Source organism: Paraburkholderia jirisanensis (genome assembly GCF_054782355.1).
Genome location: NZ_BAAGSQ010000025.1, coordinates 82110 through 104142, shown reverse-complemented (window position 1 = coordinate 104142; position 22033 = coordinate 82110). Strand labels below are relative to the sequence as shown.

Genomic DNA, 22033 nt, shown 5'->3' with positions numbered 1-22033 from the left:
CAGAGGCGCGCCCTTGGCCAGACACTTCCAGACCGCACAGCAATACGTGCTCAGCACGTTGCGCGCGGAAATCCTGAGCGGTCTTTATCCGGCGAACACGCGGCTGCGCCAGGAGGAAGTGGCCACGCGGCTCAATGTGAGCACGACACCGGTGCGCGAGGCGTTTCGCGATCTGCGTGGCGAAGGGTTGGTGTCGATCGATCCGAATAAGGGCGTCGTCACGCGTGGGCTCACCGCCGGTGATGTCGACGAGATCTACGAACTGCGTATGGTGCTCGAGCCGATGCTCGCGCAGAAAGCCTGCAGGCATGCGACGGCGTCGCAACTCGACGCCGCACAGGCCTGCCATCGCACGATGAGCGCGACTGCCTCGCCGGAAGCGTGGGCCGTGCTCAATGTGACCTTTCACGAGCATCTGGTTGCGTGCGAAGCGCACACGCGGCTGTTCTCGATGGTCAGCGCGCTGTCGGGCGTCGCGCGGCCGTACGTCGCGCTTGCGATGCACGTGCAGCAGGACATCATGGCCAGCAATAACGATGAGCATGCGGCACTGCTCGCTGCGTATCGCACACGCGACGAACCGGCGGTGTATGCGCAAACGCGTGAGCATCTCGGCAATACGCGGGCAGCTGTGGTGCGCTGCGTTGGGCATTGGGCGGCGGCCGCGGCTGAGCAGGCGTCGAACGCTGCGTGAGCGACAGACATCCGCATGTTCGTGCGGATCGGCGCATCTTGCGCACAAATACTTCGCACGGGATGCCGCCGCTTCCGATTCCGAACTCGATGGCCGACGTGGTGCGCTTCAATAGCGCTGCCCCGATTACGTGCCTCAGTGCGAAATATTCATGAAGAACCGCCCAGTATTGCAACGCCACCTCGACGCGCAGCCCACCGACGTGCGCTGTACGCGCATTTTCCAAAGCGAATTTCAGAGTGCGTTCGCCGCAGGCCGGAAACTTGCCGGCCTCGCCTTGTGCGCGGCGCTGGCGGGTTTAAGCGGCGCAGCGCAGGCAGCACCCGAGGCCAACACGCTGGCCGACTACGCGGCACTCGACCAGGCGCTTGCACAAGGCAATGCGATCAGTGTGCAAGTCGATCTCAGTCGCTGCACGTCCAAAGAAGGCGACCATGGCCCCAACGTGCGCGGCGGCGTGCGCATCGATTCGTACTTCGTTGGCCCAGACCGCGTCATCGTGTTTATCGACGCGCATCGCACGCTCGACGCGCAAAACCACCCGTCGACCAACTACGTGCGCTATCGTGTCGCACCGGATCAGAGCGTAACGGTGATTGTCGCGCTCGCTGCGGATAGCGCCGCTACGGCGACGCCACGCGGCGAATATCGTTGCGCGATCAACCAGGGCGTCCGCTTTATCGCCGTTTCTTCGCGCTAAGGTTCGGGCGGAGTTTCACGCGCATGCTGCCAACGCTGCGCGCAGCCGCGAAGCGCCGCACGGCATGCCGATGCATGCTCGAAGAACAACTCAGGGCGCAAAGCGCGTGAACACATAATCGCGGCTTTTCACGCGCGCCTCGTGGCATGCAAAGCAGGTCTTGTGTTGCGCCTCGTCGACCGGCTTGCCGTCGATAAAGCGTCCGAATCCCCAGCCGCCGGTCGCGGCATAGCGACGCGAATCCTTCACCATCACCTGCACGGTGGTCGGCTGGCCCGGCACGGTGGCAGCCGGAAAATCCGCCGACTGCTTGCGCTTGTACGCGAGCTTCACGAGAATCGTGCCGTCCGGATATGGCAGCGTGCTTTTCTCGATCGCCTTGATCGCCTGTGGATTGCCTAGCACGACGCGCAGTTCATCCAGTGGCGGCGCCTCCTGAGATGGGGCGATCACCTCCCACTTCCGATACCCTGGCGCAATCGTCACACCGTAGATCGGCGATGCATTCGGATTCGCGGTGTTCGCTTTGGGCTCGTCCGCATACGCGTTGGATTGCGCAGCCGACCATAGAAGCGCGACTGCAAGCGTCGCGCACACGGTAGTGGTTCGTTGCATCAGCTATTCCTCCCTGGCTGATTCCTTGCCGAAGAATTCGCGTCGTACCGGCGCGCATGCGCCGGGGCTTCCGCGATCGCGGAAACCCCGTAAGCAGCTCGACGGGGGTTCAAGCGCGCGGCCGTCCGCCGCGCGCCGCATCACAGATGCGTGACGGCGAGAATCGCGTCGGCGAACGCCTTCGGCGCTTCCTGCGGCAGGTTGTGGCCGATACCGCCGCCCACATTGATATGCCGGTACTTGCCGGTGAACTTCTTCGCGTATGCAGCGGGCTCGGGATGCGGTGCGCCGTTCGCATCGCCTTCCATCGTGATGGTCGGTACACCGATGGTCGGCCCCGCGGCCAGACGCGTTTCGAGTTCGTCGTATTTCGCTTCGCCCTGCGCGAGCCCGAGGCGCCAGCGATAGTTGCTGATCACCACCGCCACATGATCCGGGTTCTGGAACGATGCGGCTGTGCGCGCGTAGGTCGCATCGTCGAACTTCCATTTCGGTGATGCCAGTTGCCAGATCAGCTTGTTGAATGCATCGCGGTTTTCAGCGTAGCCGAGTGCGCCGCGCTCGGTCGAGAAATAGTACTGATACCACCACTGCAGTTCGGCCTTCGGCGGCAGCGGCTTTTTGTTCGCCGCCTGGCTGCCGATCAGATAGCCGCTCACGGAGACCAGTGCCTTGCAGCGTTCGGGCCACAGCGCCGCGATCGAGTCGGCTGTGCGGCCGCCCCAGTCGTAGCCGCCGAGCACTGCCTGATCGATCTTCAGCGCGTCCATCAACGCCACCGCATCGACCGCGGTCGCCACTTGCTGGCCGTTGCGCGGCGTATCGGCCGACAGGAAGCGCGTCGAACCGTAACCGCGCAGATACGGCACGATCACGCGATAGCCGGCCGCCGTCAGATGCGGCGTGACTTCGGCGAAGCTGTAGATGTCATACGGCCAGCCGTGCAGCAGGATCACCACCGGGCCATTCTGCGGGCCCGCATCGACATAACCGATGTTGAGCGCGCCGGCGTCGATCTGTTTGATGTCGTTGAACGCCGCGTCGAGCTTCGCGGCTTTGGCGCTGTGGGTGGCATGGCCCGACTGGGCGTGCGCAACTCCGCTCAATCCCAGCTCCATCAGGCTGACACCGGCTAGCGCGGTACCGAGCAGACGGCGCCGCTGGGTGTTCACGGGACGTGGCATGCAACTTCCTCCTTGCGTTGAAAAAATCGATTCCAGTATGGTGTGACCTGTTGGCGAAAATCAGGGAAGCGAATAAACAAAGAAGCAAAGCTTCGTTAGGCGAATCGATTTCTACGCGACGCTAGCGCGCACGTGCCGAACTCACCGGCTTTTCTTATTGCGCTCTTTTTATGATGCAGCAGTCCATAGCGATCGATGTTGCCACATCGATTTGATATCTGCGTTTGCTAATCAAGAGTTTTTTTAAGCCTTGCACGAATAACGTGATCATTCGATGCATCGATTTTCCCCATGCGACGAATTTTTGGTCGGCTTGTCAATAATTGGGATTTTTCACGGAGACCTGGCGCTCGTCACAGGCCTCGAAACGAGCGAGCCTCGATCATTTGATATCTTTGAAGCCTGACGTGCCTCACGCGGCACGCAGCCATCGATCAAGGATCGCGTCATGCCGCTTCGTCTACCGCCGCTTTCTTCACTGCGCTTTTTCGAAGCCGCCGCCCGGCATCAAAGCTTCAAGCTCGCCGCGCAGGAACTGAACGTCACGCCGAGTGCGGTCAGCCATGGCATCGTTGGTCTCGAGCGGACGCTCGGCGTCGAACTGTTCGTACGCGAGACGCGCAAGCTTTCGCTGACCGCCGCAGGCGCGCTGTATCTGCCGTATATCGCCGAAGCGTTCGAGCTGATTGCGATCGGCACGCAGCGCCTGCCGGACCGGCGCGCAAACCGTACGATCGCGGTGAGCTGCGCGCCGACGCTCGCGTCGCGCTGGCTGGTGCCGCGTCTCGCGCAGTTTCGCGAGCACTGGCCGAATGTCAGCGTGCGGCTCGACACCTCGCGACGCCAGGTGGCGTTTCCACTCGACGGTTTCGATTTCGCGCTGCGCCTGATGCGCGGACCGCCGCCGGGCGCGACCTGCGAGCGGCTGTTCGGCGAGCGTCTCGTGCCGGTGTGCAGCCCCGCTTATCTCGAGACGCTGCGCGACGCACAAGGGCGCACCGATCTGCGCCGCGCCACACTGATTCATGTCGATACCGCCAGCACGGACTGGCAGGCGTGGATCGATGGCACTGGCGCTGACGCTGACGCTGGCACTGGCACTGGCACTGGCACTGGCACTGGCACTGGCACCGGCACCGGCACCGGCACCGGCACCGGCACCGGCAACAGCACCGACACCGACACCGACACCGACACCGACAACGACAACGACACCGACACCGACACCGACACCGACACCGACAACGACAACGACAACGACAACGACAACGACAACGACAACGACAACGACAACGACAACGACAACGACAACGACAACGGCAACGGCAACGGCAACAGCACCGGCGACGACACCCTCGACGCGTCCGGCGGCCTGCGCTTCGATACCATAGCGCTTGCGCTCGAAGCGGCCGTGAACGGCCTCGGCGTCGCACTCGCCCGTCTGCCGATGACAGCCGCCGAGTTGAGCGCGCGCACGCTGGTAGAAGCAAGCGACAAGGTATTGCAGGCAGAATCCGTGTACTGGCTGATCAGCGCACCAGGCGCCGACCAGCGGCCCGATCTGCTGGCGTTCAGGCAGTGGCTGCTTGCCGAGGCCGCGACCATCGAACCCGTTGCGCAGGCCACCGGCGATGCAGCGCTTGCGCTGCCCGCGGTAGCGTCGAAAGCGCCGGCCGCGGCCCGTTGAAGGCGCGGCCGCGGCGAAGTCCACAACCGCCACCCCGGCCGCTCGCTGCAGTTGGACGGGTGAAATTCTTTCACCCGTCGTCAAAAACTTTTCCTTTGTCGCCGCTCCCCGGCACTGCCACCATGAGCAGTCAGGAGGACGCACAACCATGTCGACAGCACAGCGCGGCGGCTCGCCCGCCGCAACCCGGTTTGCACGCAACCAGACGTTATGGGTCATCGTCGCGGCCGGGCTGATCATGAGCGCCGCGATGGGTATACGGCAGACCTTTGGCCTGTTCATCGGCCCATTCTCGTTCGATCGAGGCATGCCGGTCACGCAGATCGCATTCGCCATCGCACTGCACAACCTCGTGTGGGGTTTCGCACAGCCGTTCGCGGGCGCCGCCGCCGACCGGCACGGCGCCGCACCGGTGGTTGCGTTCGGCGCTGCGACCTTCGCGGCAGGTCTGGCGCTCGCGGCCTATGCATGGTCGAGCTGGACGCTGGTGCTTGGGCTCGGGGTGCTGGTCGGCATCGGCATCAGCTGCACCAGCTTCGGCGTGGTGCTGAGCGCCGTCGGCCGCGTCGCAACCGCCGAGCAGCGCAGCCTCGCGATGGGCATCGCCAGCGCCGGGGGCTCGCTCGGCCAGGTACTGATGGTGCCGCTCGCGCAAGTGGTGCGCGAACATGGCGGTGTCGCGACTTCGCTGATCGTGCTGGCGTTCGTGATGCTCGCCGCCGCGCCGCTGGGCATCGTTCTGGATCGACGCGGTGGCGCGGGTGCGGGTGCGGGTGCGGGTGCAGGTGCGGGTGCGGGTGCGGGTGCGGGTGCGGGTGCGGGTGCGGGTGCGGGTGCGGGTGCGGGTGCGGGTGCGGGTGCAGATGCGGCGCTGGCCGCGCGAGGCAACGTGTCGGCAGCAACGACACCCACGGCGGCGACAACGACGGCAGCATCATCATCGCCATCGCTGCGCGATGCGCTCTCGCAAGCTGCGCACCACCGCGGCTATCGCCTGCTGACCCTCGGCTTTTTCACCTGCGGCTTCCAGCTCGCGTTCATCGCAACGCATCTGCCGGGATACCTGTTTCTGTGCCACATGCCGCTCGGTCTGGGCGCCACGGCACTCGCATTGATCGGCCTGTTCAATATGGTGGGCAGCTGGGCCTGCGGCTGGCTCGGCGGGCGGTTTCGCCAGCAATTCGTGCTCGGCTGGCTGTATCTGATCCGCGGTGCGGCGATCGCGGCGTTCTTCGTGCTACCGAAATCGACCTTATCGGTCGTGTTGTTCGCCGCCGTGATGGGGCTCACGTGGCTCGGCACCGTACCGCTGACCAGCGGGCTGGTCGCAAAGGTATTCGGCACCCGTCATCTGGGCACGCTATTCGGCGTGTGCTTTCTGAGTCACCAGCTCGGCTCGTTCCTCGGCGCGTGGCTCGGCGGCTATGTATTCGACGTGACCGGCTCGTATTCGCTGGTGTGGGGCGCGACGGCCATCGCCAGCCTCGTTGCCGCGCTGCTGCACTTCCCGATCGACGATACCGTGGCGAGCGATGCCCGCATCGCCTCGTCAGCGGCCCGTGTGTGACGAAAACACGCGACGGGCGCCCGCACGACGCATCGACACATGCAGCAAACGCTGCGTACTGCAGGCGCCACGTATAGCAAACACCGCATGCTGCAAGCGCCGCGTGCAATACGAGGCCCCGCCGGCGTGCCGCTACTGCACGGCAATCATGCAGCAGCAAAACCACACTGACCCAGCCCTACTCCACACCGCACGGCATACGGCGCGCGCCGTATGCCGTGACCGCCCCATCAGGCAGCAGGCTTGATGTTCTGATTGATCGAGAAGAAATTCGTCGGATCGTATTTCGCCTTCACCTGTGCGAGCCGCGTGTAGTTGTCGCCGAACGCGGCCTTGGTGCGGTCCAGCACTTCCTCGCTGCTGAAGTTCAGCAGATAGTCGCCGTTCGAGTGAGGCTGCAGCGCATCGAACGTGCCACGCACCCAGCCGATATGCTGGTCGTTTTCCGCCGGATCGGGCCACTGCCCGGTGATGCCGACGTTGTACAGCCCACTGCGCTGCGCGAATGCGGTATCCGCGTGCCCGACGCGCGACGCCGCGCCACCGTAGTATTCGACCAGCAGCCCGGACAGCGGCGATTTCATCAGCTCGGCCTGCGCCACCAGCGTATCGATTGCGTCATCGGAAAGCGCCTTCAGAAAGGTCGATTTCCAGTAGTTCTGCATGTTGTCCGGAAACGAATTGCCGACGATGGCCTGCATCGCCGGAAACGGCATCGGTTCGATCGCGTCGAGCACCGGCGTGCCGAACTTGCGTAGCGGCTCGAGCACGCGCTCGCCCTCCGCGATATCGCCGCACCAGCACACGAGCAGCCCCGCGACCGGAACACCATCCGGCGTACTGACCATGCCTGCGTACGCAGTCAGTTCTTCCGGCGCGCCCGGAATGAAATCGCGGTACATGCGCAGCAGCGCGCCCGCTTCGCTGCGCGGCCACAGGATCAGCCCGCCGAGCACGGTCTTGACCGGCTGCGCGCGAAACGTGAACGCCGTGACGATGCCGAAGTTGCCGCCGCCGCCACGCAGCGCCCAGAACAGATCGGGGTTGGTGCCGGCGTCCGCGGTGACGATATCGCCTTGCGCCGTCACGACTTCGCAGCCCAGCAGGTTGTCGATGCTCATGCCGTACTTGCGCACCAGCCAGCCGACGCCGCCGCCCAGCGTGAGCCCCGCGATGCCGGTCTTCGGCACGACCCCGGCCGGCACGGCGAGGCCATGCGGATGCGTGGCGCGGTCGAGGTCGTCGAGCAGCGCGCCGCCTTGCACGTGGACCTTGCGCGCTTCGACTTCGACGCTCACGCGGTTCATCGCCGACAGGTCTATCACGATGCCGTCGTCGCACAGCGCGCGGCCGCCGACGTTGTGGCCGCCGCTGCGCACCGACGCGAGCACGTTGTGCGCGCGCGCGAACTTCACCGCGCGCGCCACGTCGTGGCGGTTCGCGCAGCGCGCGATCATGCCGGGATGCTTGTCGATGCTCGCGTTCCAGATGCGGCGCGCGGTGTCGTAAGCGTCGTCGCCGGCCATCAGCACCTGCCCTTCGAATTCGCGCCGGAAAGTGTCGATGACCGCCTGGTCGACGGGCTGGCCGTCGCGATGCTTCAGTGTTGCCGTGTTCATTGTTGCGTTCCTGGAAGGGTTGTGCGAAGAGAACCGGGCGCCCGCCCGTACGGTCTGCCGTTGCAGCTGCTGCGGCCAATTGCTGCCGTTGCTGCCGCGGCCACCGCGCAGCCGCCGATGTCGCCAATGCCGCCGCGGCGATACCAGCACAACACCCGAATGAGCGCTTTATTCCGTTCGCGCAAGCTACACGTAAGATGGGCCGTGCGCAGCGCCGTGCGGGCGCACAGGGCATCTCCAGCAGACACTGAACAGAAACTGAGCAGACACTGAGCAAACACTGAAGTGCAAGACTCTCGATGCAAGGCAATGCCGCACCGTGCCGCGCCGCATGCCACGCGGCAAATACACAAGCGTTCCTAAACATCCGCCACGTCGGCGACATCGGCCACGAGACGCCCCGACGGATTGGTGCAGCGCATCCCCTTCGCCTATCATCGTGCAAGCTGGCACGCGCCGACGATGCGTCGCGTCGCGCTACGCGCCATTGGGCTGCCGCCGCTTCGCTCCACGCAAGGAAAAACACCACACACGGAGGCCACCGGATCATGAAAGATTCCACCGATGTGCTGATTGCCGGCGCGGGGCCGGTCGGCTTGCTGCTTGCCGCCGAACTGCGCCGCGACGGCATCGCCGTGCATCTGGTCGACCAGATGGCCGAGCGCACGTTCTTCTGCAAGGCGCTCGGCGTAACCGCCCGCACGCTCGAAATCTTCGACACCCTCGGGCTGGCCGATGCGGCAATCGATGCGGGCGTGTGGGTCACCGGCGTAGAGAGCTGGCAAGACGGTGCGCCCGCCGACGCAATGAGCCTGCAGGAAAGCGGCTTGCACGAAAGCGGCCTGCCGTACGGCGCGCTGTCGCTCGCGCAATTCGAAACCGAGCGGCTGCTCGAAGGCGCGCTCGGGCAGCACGGCGGGCACGTCGAATACGGCACTGTGCTCGAGGGCTTCAGCGAGCAGTCCGACCATGTGCTCGCCCGCCTGCGCGGCGCGGATGGTGCACTGCGCGAGATGCGCTGCCGCTGGCTGGTCGGGTGCGACGGCGCGCGCAGCACGGTGCGCACGCAACTCGATCTGCCTTATGAAGGCGGCCGTTATGCGCAGACCTTCGCGCTCGCCGATCTCGACGTCGACTGGCGCTTGCCGCGTGGTCCGATGTATCGCTTCAGCTGGTCCGGCAGCGCACGCGCGGTGTCGTCGCTCGCCGCGGTGCCGGTGCGCGGCTCGGTGCGGCGCTACCGGCTGTCGGTGATCGTCGAGGCGGAAGAACTCGCGGCGCAGTTGCTCGCGGCCGGTGCGCCGGATTTCGAGCAGCTCAACGCGATGATGCTGCCGGTGCTGCCGCCAGACACGCAGCTGTCGTCGCTGCGCTGGTCGTCGGTGTATCGGGTCAGCCATCGGATCGCGCCTTCCTATGGCCGCGGCCGCGTGCTGATCGCAGGCGACGCGGCGCATATCCATCCGCCAGTCGGTGGCCAGGGGATGAACACCGGGCTGCAGGATGCGCACAATCTGGCGTGGAAACTGTCGCTCGCGGCGCGCGGGCTCGCACAGCCTGCGCTGGTCGACAGCTACTCGGCGGAGCGGCGGCCGGTCGGACTCGATGTCGTCGAGGCGACGACCCGCGCGATGAACGCCGTGCTCGCGCAACGCGCTGCGCTGCCGGGCATGCGCGAAACGCAATTGCTGGTCGGCTATCGCGACAGCCCGCTGGTGGCCGACGCCTGCCCGCAGTTCGACGCTGCGCTGCCCGCGCCGGGCGACCGCGTGCCGGACGTCGATGGGCTCACGCAACCGTTCGTCGGGCATGCGACGCGGCTTCAGCAGCGAGTGGGGCGCGGGCGGCATACGCTGCTTGGCTATGTCGATGCGACGGGTGGCGACGCGACGGGTGGCGACGCGACGGGTGGCGACTCGATCGGCGTCGATGCGGTGCGCGTCGATGCGATCGGCGGCAAAGCAGCGAGCGGCAATATGGCGCGTGCCGACGCGCTGCACGGCGACGCGGCGCCTCACGATGCGACGGATGACGATGCGATGAGCAGCGATGCCTTGAATGGCAACCCGGACAGCGGCATCGCAGCGAACGCCACTACACCCGCCGCGCAGCTCGAGGCTTGCATCGACGGCTTTCGCACGCTTGCCGCTGTGCTAGGCAGCGCGGCCGACGCACTCATCATCGCCTCGCCTGACAGCGGATTGCCGCGTGATGAACGCATCCCCGTGTTCACCGATAGTGCGCGCGAATTCGCCGCAGCGTTTCGCGCGCCGGGCGGCACAGTGTGGGTGATACGGCCCGATGGGCATATCGGCTGGCGCAGCAAGGGCTGCACGGAGGCCGCGCTGAGAAACTGGATGCGCCAGGCAGCGCTGATCGAATAGCAACACGGTACGCGGCATCGCATGCATGAACGGCGACGGCTATCGCCTGCGGATGCCGATGCCGATGCCGATGCCGATGCCAGTGCCAGTGCCAGTGCCAGTGCCAGTGCATGTGCATGTGCATGTGCATGTGCATGTGCATGTGCATGTGCAAGTCCAGTATCAGCCCCGTGCTAGTCCCGTGCTAGTGCCAACGCCAACACCAGCGCCACCGCCAGCACAGGAATAATCGAAGCCCCCGTGCGTTCTCCTCTGCAAGACCGCGTTGCGTGCCACGCGCAACCAAACCCACGAGACGCAAGGACCTTCCCATGCTCGCTTCCGCCGGCACCGCGCCGCCCCGCTCCCACTGGCTTGCCGACACCTCGCGGCCAGTTCTCGAGCGCACGGTCGGCGATGCGCTGCGCGCCGCGGCACGCAGTTATCCCGGCCGGATTGCGCTGGTTGAGGGTATTGCCGCGCGCCACGCGCGCCGCTCGTGGGCCTACGCCGACCTGCTGGATGCGGCCGAACGTCTCGCGCACGGGCTGCTGCGGCGCCTGCAGCCCGGCGAGCACATCGCCGTGTGGGGCAACAACAGCCCTGAATGGCTACTGCTCGAACTCGGCGCGGCACTCGCCGGGCTGGTGCTGGTCACCGTGAACCCGGCGTTTCAGGCGGCCGAACTCGCCTACGTGCTCAGGCAGTCGAAGGCAGCTGCCTGCTTCGCGCCGCGCCGCTATCGCGAGCGCGACATGCTCGCCATCATCGAAGCCGTGCGCCACGACCTGCCGCAACTGCGCGAGATCGTGCCGTTCGACGCACTGCCATTCGCCGCCGACGAAGAAAACCTGCCAGCCAGACTCCCGGAAGTCGCGCCCGATGCGGTCGCGCAGATCCAGTACACGTCGGGCACCACCGGCTTTCCGAAGGGCGCGATGCTGCGGCACCGCGGGCTGGTCAACAATGCGCGCTTTTACGCCGAAGCGAGCGGCGCGCGCGAAGGCGACGTCTGGATCAACCCGCTGCCGCTGTTTCACACTGCCGGTTGTGGCCTCGTCACGTTGGGCGCGCTGCAGACCGGCGGCACGCACGTGCTGCTGCCCGGCTTCGACGCGCCGCTGATGCTGGACCTGATCGAAGCCGAGCGCGGCTCGCTGACGCTATTGGTGCCGACCATGGCCGTCGCGTTGCTCGAACAGCCGGGCCTTGCCATGCGCAACCTGTCCGCGTGGCGCCTCGCCGCGCTCGGCGGCGCGCCGGTGCCGGAAGCACTCGCGCGGCGCATCGAGCAGTTGACGCCGGCCCGCGTGACGATCGGTTTCGGCCTCACCGAGCACTGCCCGTACATCACCCATACGCGTGCCGGCGAACCGTTCGAAACACGTGCGATGACAGTTGGCCGGCCGCTGCCGAATACCGAAGTGAAGATCGTCGACCCGCTGAGCGGCGCGACTGTGCCGCTCGATACGGTCGGCGAGATCTACGCGCGCAGCTACGCGGTGATGCACGGCTATTTCGATAACGCCGACGCCAGCGCGCGCACCCTCGACACGGAAGGCTGGCTGCACACCGGCGATCTCGGCAGCCTCGACGTGCACGGCTATCTGCGCGTGTGCGGCCGGCTCAAGGACATGATCATCCGTGGTGGCGAGAACATCTATCCGCGCGAAATCGAGGATGTGCTGGTCACCCATCCAGGGGTCGCGGACGCCGCGGTAATCGGCGTGCCCGACGCGCACTGGGGTGAAGTGGTGGTCGCCTACATTCGCCCGGCCGCCGGCGCGCGGCCCGATGAAGCGGCGCTGTTCGCGCATTGCCGCGCGCATCTGGCGCCGTACAAGACGCCGCGCCACTGGCGTTTCGTCGAGCACTTGCCGCAAACGCCGTCGGGCAAGATCCAGAAGTACGTGCTGCGCGAGCAGTTCGCAAGCGAAGACAAAGGCACAACCGAAGGCGCAGGCGAAAGCGAAAGCGCTACCCGTTGATCGCCCGCGCCGGCGCCGGCCCGACCGATGCGCGCATCGTCACCGACACCGGAAACGCCCGTTCGATGTCCCACGACGTGCGGTAGCAGTGATTGATCAGCCAGCGCACCGCATTGCGGGTCAGTTCAGCGGTTGGAATATGTACCGAGGTCAACGCGGGCGCCGCATAAGCGGATGCGTAGTCGTCGTCGTAGCCGATCACCGACACGTCGCGCGGCACCGAAATGCCCTGCTGCTGGAAGCGCGCCAGCACGCTGATTGCCATCGTGTCGTTCGCACAGAAGATGCCGGTGAATGGCCGCTTCATATCGAGCAGCGTCTGCGCTGCCTCGTAGCCGCCTTCCGGCGAAAAGTCCGATTCGACTAGCGTCACGGTTTCGCGGCCGATGCCGTGACGCGCCAGTTCGTCGAAAAAACCGTCGAGACGCGCGATATTGTCCGACGCGCTGAACGGCCCGGACACCACCGCGATCTGCCGGTGCCCATGCTCGATCAGCGTGGCCGCGGCCAGCTCGCCGCCGCGCCGGTGATCGGCGCAGAACGACGCGTCGGGCAGCGCATCGAACGCGCGGTTCAGGAACACGATGCGCGGATGCAGCTGATGCAGCGCATGCAGGTCTTCGTCGTACAGATCGTGGCTGATCACCACCACGCCGTCGCAGTCGCGGCCGATCAGAAAGCGCACCGCCTCCATTGCCTGCTCGCGCGGCGACGACTCGCCGCAGCCGGTCGCCACCACCACGTGACGATGCACCGCGCGCAGCTGCGTATCGGTTTCTTTCAGGATCGTGCCGTAGTAGGAGCCGAAGAAGGTCGGCACGAACAGGCCGATGATGCCGAGCGACTGCGTGGCCATCGCGCGGCCGATCGACGATGGGCGGAAGTTCAGCTCCGCGATCGCCGCCTGCACCCGCGCAGCCGCTTCGGCCGAGACCGGGCCTTTGCCGGACAGCGCGCGCGACGCTGTCGATAGCCCTACACCCGCGCGTTCTGCGACGTCTTTCAGGGTTGCCACTGTGCCGCCTCCCGTGCCTTCGTGAGCGTGCCGGTCAGAGGCGGGTGCCGCTTGCCTCGCCGAACAGCGAAATATGCGCATCGTCGATCGCGAACGCCACCGAGTCGCCCACCGCAACCGGCGTTTTATGCTGATCGATCGATGCGATCTGCGCGTCATGATAATCGAGCCAGATTACCCGGTGGTTGCCCATCGGCTCAACCAGTTCCACTTTGGCTCGCTGCGCTGCGTCGCTGCCCGGCCGCAGGTGCACATCCTCGGGCCGCACACCGAGCACGCAGGGCTCGCCCGCGGCCGGCACGGCGCGAAACGGGTAGCGCGACACGTCGAGTTCGATATGCGGCGCGTGAAACCGCACGCTGTCGCCTTGCCGCGCCAGTGTGCCGCGCAGCAGGTTCATCGCCGGCGAGCCGAGGAAGGTCGCGACGAACAGGTTTTCCGGCCGCGCATAGACTTCCGCCGGCGTGCCGAACTGCTGGATCACGCCGCTTTTCATCACCGCCATGCGGGTGGCGAGCGTCATCGCTTCGACCTGGTCGTGCGTCACGTAGATCATCGTCGCGCCGAGGCGCTGGTGCAGCTGTTTCAGTTCGCGGCGCAGTTCGGTGCGCAGCTTTGCGTCGAGATTCGATAGCGGTTCGTCGAACAGGAACACGTCGGCCTCGCGCACGATCGCGCGGCCGATCGCGACGCGCTGCCGCTGGCCGCCCGACAGTTGCGCCGGCTTGCGCTTGAGCAGCGGGCCGAGCTGCAGCATGTCGGCGGCGCGCGCCACGCGCCGCTCGATCTCCGCCTTCGGCGTGCCGTTGATGCGCAGCGCAAACGACAGGTTGCGCTCCACGCTCATGGTCGGGTAAAGCGCGTACGACTGGAACACCAGCGCGACGCCGCGATCTTTCGGGTCGGCCCACGTCATGTCCTCGCCGCCGATCTCGATGCTGCCGCCGGCCACGTCGATCAGCCCGGCGATGCTGTGCAGCAGGGTCGACTTGCCGCAGCCCGACGGCCCGAGCAGCACGACGAATTCGCCGCCGTGCACGTCGAGATCGAGCGCGTCGATCACGGTGTTCGAACCCAGCTCGATTCTGAGGTCGCGCACGGCGACGTTGGTGAGATTCGGTACGGTAGCCAAACGTTGTCTCCTGCGCTGCGTGATTGCCTTGCGTTGTTTTGCGGTCAGCCTTTTACCGCGCCCTGCGCGATGCCGCGCACGAACCAGCGGCCCGACACGAAGTACACCGCGAGCGGCACCAGCGAAGTGAGAATGGTCGCCGCCATGTTCACGTTGTACAGGCGCTCGCCGGTAGTCGTGTTGATGATGTTGTTCAGCTGCACCGTCATCGGCAGGTTCTGCGTGCCGGCAAACACGAGGCCGAGCAGGTAGTCGTTCCAGATGTTGGTGACCTGCATGATGGTCGCGACCACGATGATCGGCAGCGACATCGGCAACATCAGTTGCAGGAAGATGCGCCAGAAGCCGCCGCCGTCGATGCGCGCGGCCTTGAACAGCTCGACCGGGATGCCGGCGTAGTAGTTGCGGAACAGCAGCGTCATCACCGGCATGCCGAAGATCGCGTGGATCGCGACGATGCCCGGCAGCGAGCTGAACAGATGCACGCTCGCCAGCACGCGCACCATCGGGTAGATCATCACCTGGTACGGGATGAACGCGCCGAGCAGCAGCACGCCGAACAGCAGGCCCGCGCCGCGCGGCCGCCAGAACGATAGCGCATAGCCGTTCACCGCGCCCACCGCGATCGACAGCACGGTGCTCGGCACCACGATGCGCACCGAGTTCCAGAAGCCGACGCGAATGCCGTTGCAGTCGAGCCCGGTGCACGCGGCCTGCCATGCATCGACCCACGGCCGCAAGGTGGCCTGCGCGGGCCATGCGAGCAGATTGCCGAGACGGATCTCGGTCATCGGCTTGACCGACGTGACCAGCATCACGTACAGCGGCAGCAGGAAGAACAGCGCGGCGATCAGCAGAAAGCCGTACACGCCGGCGCGCGCCGGCGAGAAGCGCGTGCGCCGGCGTGGCGCGCCGCCGCGGCGTGGCGGCATCGGCGTGGGTTGCGCCGGTTGCGCGGATTGCTCAGAGGATGAAGCGCCGAGCGTGCTCATCAGACATCCTTTCGCACAGCGCTGCGACTGCGCGCGTAGAAAAACGGCGCGAGGATCGCCAGCACCGTCATCAGCATCACCACCGATGCCGCCGATGCCAGACCGATATTCGCGCGGCCGAACAGGTAGTCCATGATGAATTTCGCCGGTACTTCGCTCGCGGTGCCCGGGCCGCCCTGCGTCATCGCGACCACCGCGTCGTACAGCTTCACGACCATCACGAACAGCAGCACGAACGCGGTCGAGATCGATGGCCCGAGCATCGGGATCACGATGCTCACGTAGACCCGCCAGCGCGGAATGCCGTCCAGACGCGCGGCTTTCCACAATTCGTCGTCGATGCCGCGCAGGCCGGCGAGCAGAAGCGCCATCACGAGGCCGGACGCTTGCCACACGGTGGCGATCACGATCGTGTAGACCACCGAATCCTGATCGACGATCCAGTCGACACGCGCATGCGTGAAGCCGATCCGGTGCAGCAGCGCCTGCGCGCCGAGCTCCGGATTGAGGATCCACTGCCACACCAGCCCGGTCGCGACGAACGACATCGCGTACGGATACAGGAACACCGTGCGCAGCACGCCCTCGCCCGCCACGCGCTGATCGATAAAGATCGCGAGCAGCATGCCGATCACGAGGCACGCGACGATAAAGCACGCACCGTACAGCACAATGTGCTGCAGCGACACCAGCCAGCGGTCGTTATGGAATAGCCGCACGTATTGCGTGAAGCCCGCGAAGTCGCTCGATGGAAAGGTGTGCGAGTTGCTGAGCGATACGCGCGCGGTCCACAGCATCGTGCCGAGATACGCGAACACGACGGTCAGCAGCATCGGCAACAACGCGACCCACGCGGCGAAGTGCCAGCGCGCACGGCGCGGGCGGCCGCGACCGGCTCTCCCCGCCGCGGCGGCCGATGCCGCGGGCCGGGTGCGCGCCGAAAGCTCCGGCAGCGCCGGCTTGAGCGTGCCCATCGCGCGCTTAGCCCTTCAGCGCGCTGGCGAAAGCCTTTTGCGCGTCGTCGACCGACTGGTTCTTGTTCCAGAAATTGGTGATCACGTCGGTCAGTGCGCCCTGCACGTCCGGCGGAATCAGCATCTCCGGGTTCGGCAGCTGACGCGCTTTGTCCTTCATGATCGCAATGCCCTCTTTCGCACAGATATCGAGCGGGCCCGTATCGACGTCCGGGCGGATCGGAATCGAACCTTTCTTCGCGCTGAACGCGACCTGCGCGGCCGGCGAGGTCATCACCGTGGCGAGCAGATCCTGCGCCTTGATCGCGTTGGCGTTGTCGGTTTTCGGGAACACGAATACGTCGCCTGCCACCATGTACGGCGAGTGCGGCCCGAAGCCCGGGAAGCAGCCGAAGTCCTTGCCCGCTGTCTGGTTGGCCGCCGAGAATTCGCCCTTGGCCCAGTCGCCCATGATCTGCACGCCTGCGCGACCGGTGATCACCAGCGCGGTCGCGTCGTTCCAGTTGCGGCCCGGCGACGCGGTATCGACATAATCGTGCAGCTTCTTGAACGATGCGAGCACTTTCTTGAACGCCGCGGAGTTAACCGCGTTCGCGTCGCGCTCGCGATACACCTTCAGATAAAGGTCCGTGCCGCCGACGTCCGCCAGCAATGCGTCGAAGGTGATTTTTTCCTGCCACGGCTGGCCGCCCAATGCGAGCGGAATCACGCCGGCCTTCTTCAGCTTGTCGAGATCGCCGACGAACTCGTCGAAGGTCTGCGGCTCGGCGGCGATGCCCGCTTTCTGGAACACCGGCTTCGAATAGAAGAACCACGCCTGCATATGGATATCGACCGGCGCCGCGTAGTAATGGCCTTTTACCTTGATGCTGTCGAGGATCGACGCCGGAAAGATGGCCGCCCAGTTTTCCTTGTTGGCCACCGTGTCGACGTTGTTTAGCAGCCCCTGGTCGATCAGGTCGTGAAACTGTTTCGACGTGTTGAATTGTGCGGCGGTCGGCGGATCGCCGCCGACGATCCGGTTGATTGCCGTGGCACGCGCCTGGTCGGCGCCGGCCACCGCGTTGTCGACCCACTGGCCGCCCGCCTTGTTGTACGCATCGGCGAACTGACGGATCGCCGCCGATTCGCCGCCCGAGGTCCACCAGTGAATCACGTTCGCCTTCAGCGCCTGCGCTTGTACGAAGCTGCTGGCGCAGGCCAGTGCCAGCGCCGTTGCGCCAGTGGCCAACCACCGTCTGCTGCTCATTGCGTCTCCTTCAGGCTGTCAGCCTGCCTTCTTGTGCAAGTCGGCTGCGGGCCGCCGCGCACGGCGGCTCGCGTCCAGTTTGTAGTGGGTCGGACAAATCGGACAACACGCAGGATCAGGTACGCGCGGCGCGCTCCTGCAGGAACTTTGAGATCAGCTGCGCACTGTGCTTGATGGTGCGCTGCTGGGTGCGGTAGTCGACATGCACCACGCCGAAGCGCCGTTCATAGCCGAACGCCCACTCGAAGTTGTCGAGCAGCGACCACACGAAATAGCCGCGCACGTCCACGCCGGCCTTGATCGCCTGATCGACCGCCGCGAGGTGGCGCTTCAGGAACGAGATGCGCTGCGGATCGTCGACGCGGCCATCGCTGACTGCATCATCGGAGGCCATGCCATTTTCGGTGATGTAGATCGGCGGCAGGTTCGCGTAGGTGCGGTGAAAGCCGGTCAGCAGGTCGCGCAGGCCGTCCGGGTAGACCTCCCAGCCCATCTGCGTGCGCTCGACATCGGCCAGCGGCACTTCGGTGAAGCCGTGCGCGCCGTCGCTCGCGACGTTGGTGCGGAAGTAGTAATTGATGCCGAGAAAATCGAGCGGCGCGGCGATCGTCTTCAGGTCGCCTTCGAGCACCAGCGGCTCGGCGCCCGGCCATAGCGACCACAGGTCGGCCGGATATTCGCCCTTGAGCAGCGGGTCGAGAATCCATGCGTTGTGCTGCACTTCGAACAGTTGTGCGGCGCGCACGTCGGCCGGGCTCGGCGAGTTCGCCGAACTTTTGCCGACGTTCGCGACGATGCCCTTTTTCGAGCCCGGATCGTTTTCGTGCAGCACGCGCGTCGCATGCCCGTGCGCCAGCAGCAAATGATGCATCGCCTGGGTCGCGTAACGCAGCTGCGCGAGGCCCGGCGCGTGATGGCCGTTGCCATAGCCGAGAAACGCCGAGCACCACGGCTCGTTGAGCGTCATCCATGCGTCGACGTGGCCGGCCAGTTCGCGGCTCATCAGGTCTGCGTAGTCGGCGAAGCGGTACACGATGTCGCGGTTCAGCCAGCCGCCGCGGTCTTCCAGATGCTGCGGCAAGTCCCAGTGGTAAAGCGTCACATAGGTCTGCAGGCCCTTGTCCTTCAGCTTGCCTAGCAGGCGCTTGTAGAAATCGAGGCCCTTGCGGTTCGGCCGTCCCGCTTCGTCCATCACGCGTGGCCACGCGATCGACAGCCGGTATGCCTCGAAATTCAGCGAGGTGAGCAGATCGATGTCGCTGTCCCAGCGGTGGTAGTGGTCGCACGCAATGGCGCCCGTGTCGCCGCGCAGCACCTTGCCGGGCGTCGCCGAGAAGGTATCCCAGATGGAGGGCAGACGACCGTCTTCGTGTACCGCGCCTTCGATCTGATACGCCGCGGTGGCCGCGCCGAACAGGAATTCCTTGCGCCATAGCGCCGAGTCGGAGGACGGCGCAAATGCGTCGCCGCGCTGCACTTCGAGAGATTCCACTGCGTGTTGAGCCACGGATACTCCTGTCGCAAGGTTGAGAGCGCGGGTGGTTCGACTGGATGCTTGAATCACCCTGAATGGATGCGCGATGGAAGCGCTTCCACCCGACCAGCGCACGATAGCAGTGGCGCTTTTGTAGCAGCAATCCGGGTTTGTCTGGATCACCGCCGGACGCGCTGTACACCCGCATGCACAGTGCATCGCACGCCGCCGCGTGCACCGCATTTTGCACGTTTATGCGCGGCGCGCGACAGCCCATCTCGAGCCCGCCTGAAAGCCGCCTGACGTTGCGTGTTCTGGCTCGCTGCCCGCGCCCACTGCGGCCGGCTAACCGGACTGACAGCGGGAGTGACAGCCAGCTCCCAACTGGCTTCCAGCGGTGCCAAAACGGAATAAAAAGACGAATACGCTGTTAGCTGTATAACGGCGCCGCCGATCGTTAGCATGCTGGACGAATCGGCACGCCACACCGCTGCAACGTGCAGCCGCTCGGCCAGACTCGCGGGCGAACACACAGCTGCATGGTCTTTGACACAGGAGAGGCAATTCAGTGGACCCCGAACAAGACGTGCACATCTGGAACGGCGCGCCGCTGAACCGGCACGCGTGGATCGACACGATGTCGCAGCAAGGCATTCAGTGTCGCATCGACACGGAGCACACCGCCCGCTCCAACGTATCGATCGGCAGCGCAGGCCGCACAGATGTGATCCACGCCGAGCTCGCCTGGCAGGTGGTTTCGCCGGATACCCACGGCGGCGCGGGCTGGGACGACGACACGTTGTTCCTGAAAATCGTGCGCGACGGCAGCGTGACGATCGAGCAGAAGGGACAACGCATGTCGTTCGGCGACGGCGCGCTGTTCTTTGTCGATCCGCGTTTCGGCTTCGATGAAGTGTTTCGCGAGCCGACCCGGATGACGATCCTGAAGCTGTCCAAAACGGCGCTGCGCGAACGCGGCCTACGCCACCGCTTTCAGTCGCTGCACGCGCCGGCCCAGGACGCGCCGGACGTGCGCGCGGTGCGCGATTTCGTGCTCGGCCTGGGCGCCCACGTCGGCAAGGCAAGCACGCCGCTGCTCGAGCGTCTGGGCGACCAGTGTCTGGATCTGATGGACGTCGTGATCGGCCCGGGCGCGCAGCCGGCCTCGACGCATTCGAGCGCGGCCACCGCGTTGCGCGCGCGGCAGCTAATTGCGCGCCGCATCGGCGACCCGGAGCTGAGCCTCGCCGGCATGGCCAAAGAACTGAATCTGTCGACCAGCACGCTGACCCGCTCGCTGAAGGCCAGCGGCCTGTCGCCGATGCGCTACGCGTGGTCGTTGCGGCTCGAGCGGGCGGCGCGGCTGCTGGTGCAGACGCCGAAAGGCGCGATTCAGGAAATTGCGTTCCAGTGCGGCTTCGCGAGTGCTGCGCACTTCAGCCGCGCCTTCAAGGAGCGTTATGCGATGACGCCGCGCGAGTATGCGATGAGCGCGGAGGTGAACTCGCCTGAAGCCAGCGCAGCGCCGGTTCTCGAAACCGCAGGTTTTTGACGCCGCCGCGGCAGGTGCTTGCAGGACGCTTGCCGCACGCCAACTGCACGCTTGCCGCGCGGCCCGTCAGACCAGCCGCTCGATCAGCCACGCACGCATCGCGGCGATCTCTTCCCCGCACACCGAATGCGGCATCGGATACGCGTGCCACTCGATGCTGCCGCCCTGCGCCAGCACGTAGTCGCGCGCGGCTTCGCCCAGACGCAGCGGCAGCACGTCGTCGTGCGTGCCGTGCGCGGCGAAAATCGGCGTGTTGCGGTTCGCGTCGCTTGAATGGCTTTCGACGTAGCGCTGCGACGGCAGATAGCCGGACATCACGATCAAACCCGCCAGCGCATCCGGATGCGTGAGGCCGGCCGAGTACGTCATCGCGCCACCCTGCGAAAAGCCCGCCAGAAAGATCTTCGAAGTCGCGATGCCGCGCCGGTTTTGCGCGTCGATCAGTTGCCGCACGGTCGCGCACGACGCTTCGATGCCGGCCTCGTCGACCTGCCGGTTCAGCCCTTCGAACGACAGGATGTCGTACCAGGCGCGCGTCACATAGCCGTTGTTCGCGGTCACGGCGATCTGCGGCGCGTTCGGGAACACGAAGCGCACGCCGGGCGCGTTGGCAAGGCGTAGCTCGGGAATCAGCGGCACGAAATCGTTCGCGTCGGCACCCAGACCGTGCATCAGGATCACGGCGAATTCCGGGTTCGGCGCGGTTTCGATTTCAATGGTCGACGATGGGTCGTTCATGTCGGACGGCTCCAGTAAGCGCAACGAAATTCAGAAAAGGACAGCTCGCAAAACCAGCAGGATACCCGCAAGCGACACGACCCATGCCAGCGAGCGCACGTACGGAATGCCCGCCGCGTAGAGCGGCACGTAGACGATGCGCGCCAGCAGGTAGAGCCATGCGCCCCACAGCGTCAGCGGCCCTTCGCGGCCCGCGACGTGCGCGATCAGGATCGCCGCGGCGAACACCGGCAAGGTCTCGAACAGGTTGCGCTGCGCGCGCTGCATCCGGCCGGTCAGCTTGCCGGCCGGCACGCTGGGCGTATCGCGCGGGCTCGCATTGTAGGGGATGCCGGTTTCGCGGTTGCGCAGCATCGCGGGCAGCAGGACCTGGATCAGCGCCAGCACGAGGGCCCACGCGAGTAGCGTCAGTTCGGTCGTCATACGGTGTTGCCTCCTTGTGGGCCGTGCGTTGGGCGTGGTATGGCCCTGCATCATGCCATTGCGCGAG

At 65.7% G+C, this 22033-nt stretch carries 17 protein-coding genes and 1 pseudogene; 7 read left to right on the top strand and 11 right to left on the bottom strand.

Annotated elements, in window-relative coordinates; genetic code table 11:
- The first annotated feature begins 13 nt into the window (after positions 1 to 13).
- Complete coding sequence (locus ACYVNQ_RS12385) at positions 14 to 694, top strand: GntR family transcriptional regulator (RefSeq protein ID WP_460902790.1); 681 nt, start codon at positions 14 to 16, stop codon at positions 692 to 694.
- Between the two features lie 151 nt (positions 695 to 845).
- The gene (locus ACYVNQ_RS12380) at positions 846 to 1394 is read left to right on the top strand and encodes a VirK family protein (RefSeq protein ID WP_460902789.1); all 549 of its coding nucleotides are present in this window, start codon (positions 846 to 848) and stop codon (positions 1392 to 1394) included.
- Positions 1395 to 1484: 90 nt separating this feature from the next.
- On the opposite strand, the gene ACYVNQ_RS12375 is transcribed toward ACYVNQ_RS12380, so the two are convergent.
- On the bottom strand, positions 1485 to 2009 hold the full coding sequence (locus tag ACYVNQ_RS12375) for a cytochrome P460 family protein (RefSeq protein ID WP_460902788.1): 525 nt from the start codon (positions 2007 to 2009) through the stop codon (positions 1485 to 1487).
- 140 nt (positions 2010 to 2149) lie between these two features.
- Complete coding sequence (locus tag ACYVNQ_RS12370) at positions 2150 to 3193, bottom strand: alpha/beta fold hydrolase (protein ID WP_460902787.1); 1044 nt, start codon at positions 3191 to 3193, stop codon at positions 2150 to 2152.
- Positions 3194 to 3641: 448 nt separating this feature from the next.
- On the opposite strand from ACYVNQ_RS12370, the pseudogene ACYVNQ_RS12365 reads away from it, so the two are divergent.
- Positions 3642 to 4292 (top strand): annotated as a pseudogene (locus ACYVNQ_RS12365) (LysR substrate-binding domain-containing protein); the annotation flags it as partial.
- A gap of 736 nt (positions 4293 to 5028) precedes the next feature.
- Positions 5029 to 6447 carry an MFS transporter gene (locus tag ACYVNQ_RS12360; protein WP_460902786.1) on the top strand — a complete coding sequence of 473 codons (1419 nt, stop codon included), beginning with the start codon at positions 5029 to 5031 and terminating at the stop codon, positions 6445 to 6447.
- Positions 6448 to 6677: 230 nt separating this feature from the next.
- Here ACYVNQ_RS12360 and ACYVNQ_RS12355 read toward each other — a convergent pair whose 3' ends face one another.
- Positions 6678 to 8066, bottom strand: coding sequence for an FAD-binding oxidoreductase (locus ACYVNQ_RS12355; protein WP_460902785.1), 1389 nt, complete (start codon positions 8064 to 8066; stop codon positions 6678 to 6680).
- 548 nt (positions 8067 to 8614) lie between these two features.
- Here ACYVNQ_RS12355 and ACYVNQ_RS12350 point away from each other — a divergent pair.
- Complete coding sequence (locus tag ACYVNQ_RS12350) at positions 8615 to 10450, top strand: FAD-dependent monooxygenase (protein ID WP_460902784.1); 1836 nt, start codon at positions 8615 to 8617, stop codon at positions 10448 to 10450.
- A gap of 311 nt (positions 10451 to 10761) precedes the next feature.
- Positions 10762 to 12417, top strand: a complete 1656-nt coding sequence (locus tag ACYVNQ_RS12345) for an AMP-binding protein (RefSeq protein WP_460902783.1) — start codon at positions 10762 to 10764, stop codon at positions 12415 to 12417.
- On the opposite strand, the gene ACYVNQ_RS12340 is transcribed toward ACYVNQ_RS12345, so the two are convergent.
- The 6 genes from ACYVNQ_RS12340 to ACYVNQ_RS12315 all read right to left on the bottom strand — a co-directional run bounded on the left by ACYVNQ_RS12340 (position 12407) and on the right by ACYVNQ_RS12315 (position 19286).
- Positions 12407 to 13432 (bottom strand): LacI family DNA-binding transcriptional regulator, encoded by a 1026-nt coding sequence (locus tag ACYVNQ_RS12340; protein WP_460902782.1) that lies wholly within the window; start codon positions 13430 to 13432, stop codon positions 12407 to 12409. The genes ACYVNQ_RS12345 and ACYVNQ_RS12340 overlap by 11 nt on opposite strands.
- Positions 13433 to 13466: 34 nt before the next feature.
- Positions 13467 to 14564 carry an ABC transporter ATP-binding protein gene (locus ACYVNQ_RS12335; protein ID WP_460902781.1) on the bottom strand — a complete coding sequence of 366 codons (1098 nt, stop codon included), beginning with the start codon at positions 14562 to 14564 and terminating at the stop codon, positions 13467 to 13469.
- Between the two features lie 44 nt (positions 14565 to 14608).
- Positions 14609 to 15496: a carbohydrate ABC transporter permease gene (locus tag ACYVNQ_RS12330; RefSeq protein WP_460903566.1), complete on the bottom strand. Its 888-nt coding sequence runs from the start codon at positions 15494 to 15496 to the stop codon at positions 14609 to 14611.
- 59 nt (positions 15497 to 15555) lie between these two features.
- Complete coding sequence (locus ACYVNQ_RS12325; RefSeq protein ID WP_460903565.1) at positions 15556 to 16389, bottom strand: carbohydrate ABC transporter permease; 834 nt, start codon at positions 16387 to 16389, stop codon at positions 15556 to 15558.
- Positions 16390 to 16537: 148 nt separating this feature from the next.
- On the bottom strand, positions 16538 to 17779 hold the full coding sequence (locus ACYVNQ_RS12320; RefSeq protein WP_460902780.1) for an ABC transporter substrate-binding protein: 1242 nt from the start codon (positions 17777 to 17779) through the stop codon (positions 16538 to 16540).
- A 115-nt stretch (positions 17780 to 17894) separates the two neighbouring features.
- A complete protein-coding gene (locus ACYVNQ_RS12315) occupies positions 17895 to 19286 on the bottom strand; it encodes a GH1 family beta-glucosidase (protein WP_460902779.1) in 1392 nt (463 codons plus the stop codon).
- Between the two features lie 535 nt (positions 19287 to 19821).
- Between ACYVNQ_RS12315 and ACYVNQ_RS12310 the strand changes: the two genes are divergently transcribed.
- A complete protein-coding gene (locus tag ACYVNQ_RS12310; protein ID WP_460902778.1) occupies positions 19822 to 20805 on the top strand; it encodes an AraC family transcriptional regulator in 984 nt (327 codons plus the stop codon).
- A gap of 66 nt (positions 20806 to 20871) precedes the next feature.
- On the opposite strand, the gene ACYVNQ_RS12305 is transcribed toward ACYVNQ_RS12310, so the two are convergent.
- The gene (locus ACYVNQ_RS12305; RefSeq protein ID WP_460902777.1) at positions 20872 to 21543 is read right to left on the bottom strand and encodes an alpha/beta hydrolase; all 672 of its coding nucleotides are present in this window, start codon (positions 21541 to 21543) and stop codon (positions 20872 to 20874) included.
- A gap of 30 nt (positions 21544 to 21573) precedes the next feature.
- Positions 21574 to 21966, bottom strand: coding sequence for an MAPEG family protein (locus ACYVNQ_RS12300; RefSeq protein ID WP_460902776.1), 393 nt, complete (start codon positions 21964 to 21966; stop codon positions 21574 to 21576).
- Between the last annotated feature and the right edge of the window lie 67 nt (positions 21967 to 22033).

Bases quoted from the DNA above. Each gene is read 5' to 3' on its own strand.
- ACYVNQ_RS12320 (WP_460902780.1), bottom strand. From the start codon at position 17,779: ATGAGCAGCAGACGGTGGTTGGCCACTGGCGCAACGGCGCTGGCACTG.
- ACYVNQ_RS12350 (WP_460902784.1), top strand. From the start codon at position 8,615: ATGAAAGATTCCACCGATGTGCTGATTGCCGGCGCGGGGCCGGTCGGC.
- ACYVNQ_RS12370 (WP_460902787.1), bottom strand. From the start codon at position 3,193: ATGCCACGTCCCGTGAACACCCAGCGGCGCCGTCTGCTCGGTACCGCG.
- ACYVNQ_RS12355 (WP_460902785.1), bottom strand. From the start codon at position 8,066: ATGAACACGGCAACACTGAAGCATCGCGACGGCCAGCCCGTCGACCAG.
- ACYVNQ_RS12325 (WP_460903565.1), bottom strand. From the start codon at position 16,389: ATGCTGCTGACCGTCGTGTTCGCGTATCTCGGCACGATGCTGTGGACC.
- ACYVNQ_RS12345 (WP_460902783.1), top strand. From the start codon at position 10,762: ATGCTCGCTTCCGCCGGCACCGCGCCGCCCCGCTCCCACTGGCTTGCC.
- ACYVNQ_RS12360 (WP_460902786.1), top strand. From the start codon at position 5,029: ATGTCGACAGCACAGCGCGGCGGCTCGCCCGCCGCAACCCGGTTTGCA.
- ACYVNQ_RS12380 (WP_460902789.1), top strand. From the start codon at position 846: ATGAAGAACCGCCCAGTATTGCAACGCCACCTCGACGCGCAGCCCACC.
- ACYVNQ_RS12305 (WP_460902777.1), bottom strand. From the start codon at position 21,543: ATGAACGACCCATCGTCGACCATTGAAATCGAAACCGCGCCGAACCCG.
- ACYVNQ_RS12300 (WP_460902776.1), bottom strand. From the start codon at position 21,966: ATGACGACCGAACTGACGCTACTCGCGTGGGCCCTCGTGCTGGCGCTG.
- ACYVNQ_RS12330 (WP_460903566.1), bottom strand. From the start codon at position 15,496: ATGCCGCCACGCCGCGGCGGCGCGCCACGCCGGCGCACGCGCTTCTCG.
- ACYVNQ_RS12375 (WP_460902788.1), bottom strand. From the start codon at position 2,009: ATGCAACGAACCACTACCGTGTGCGCGACGCTTGCAGTCGCGCTTCTA.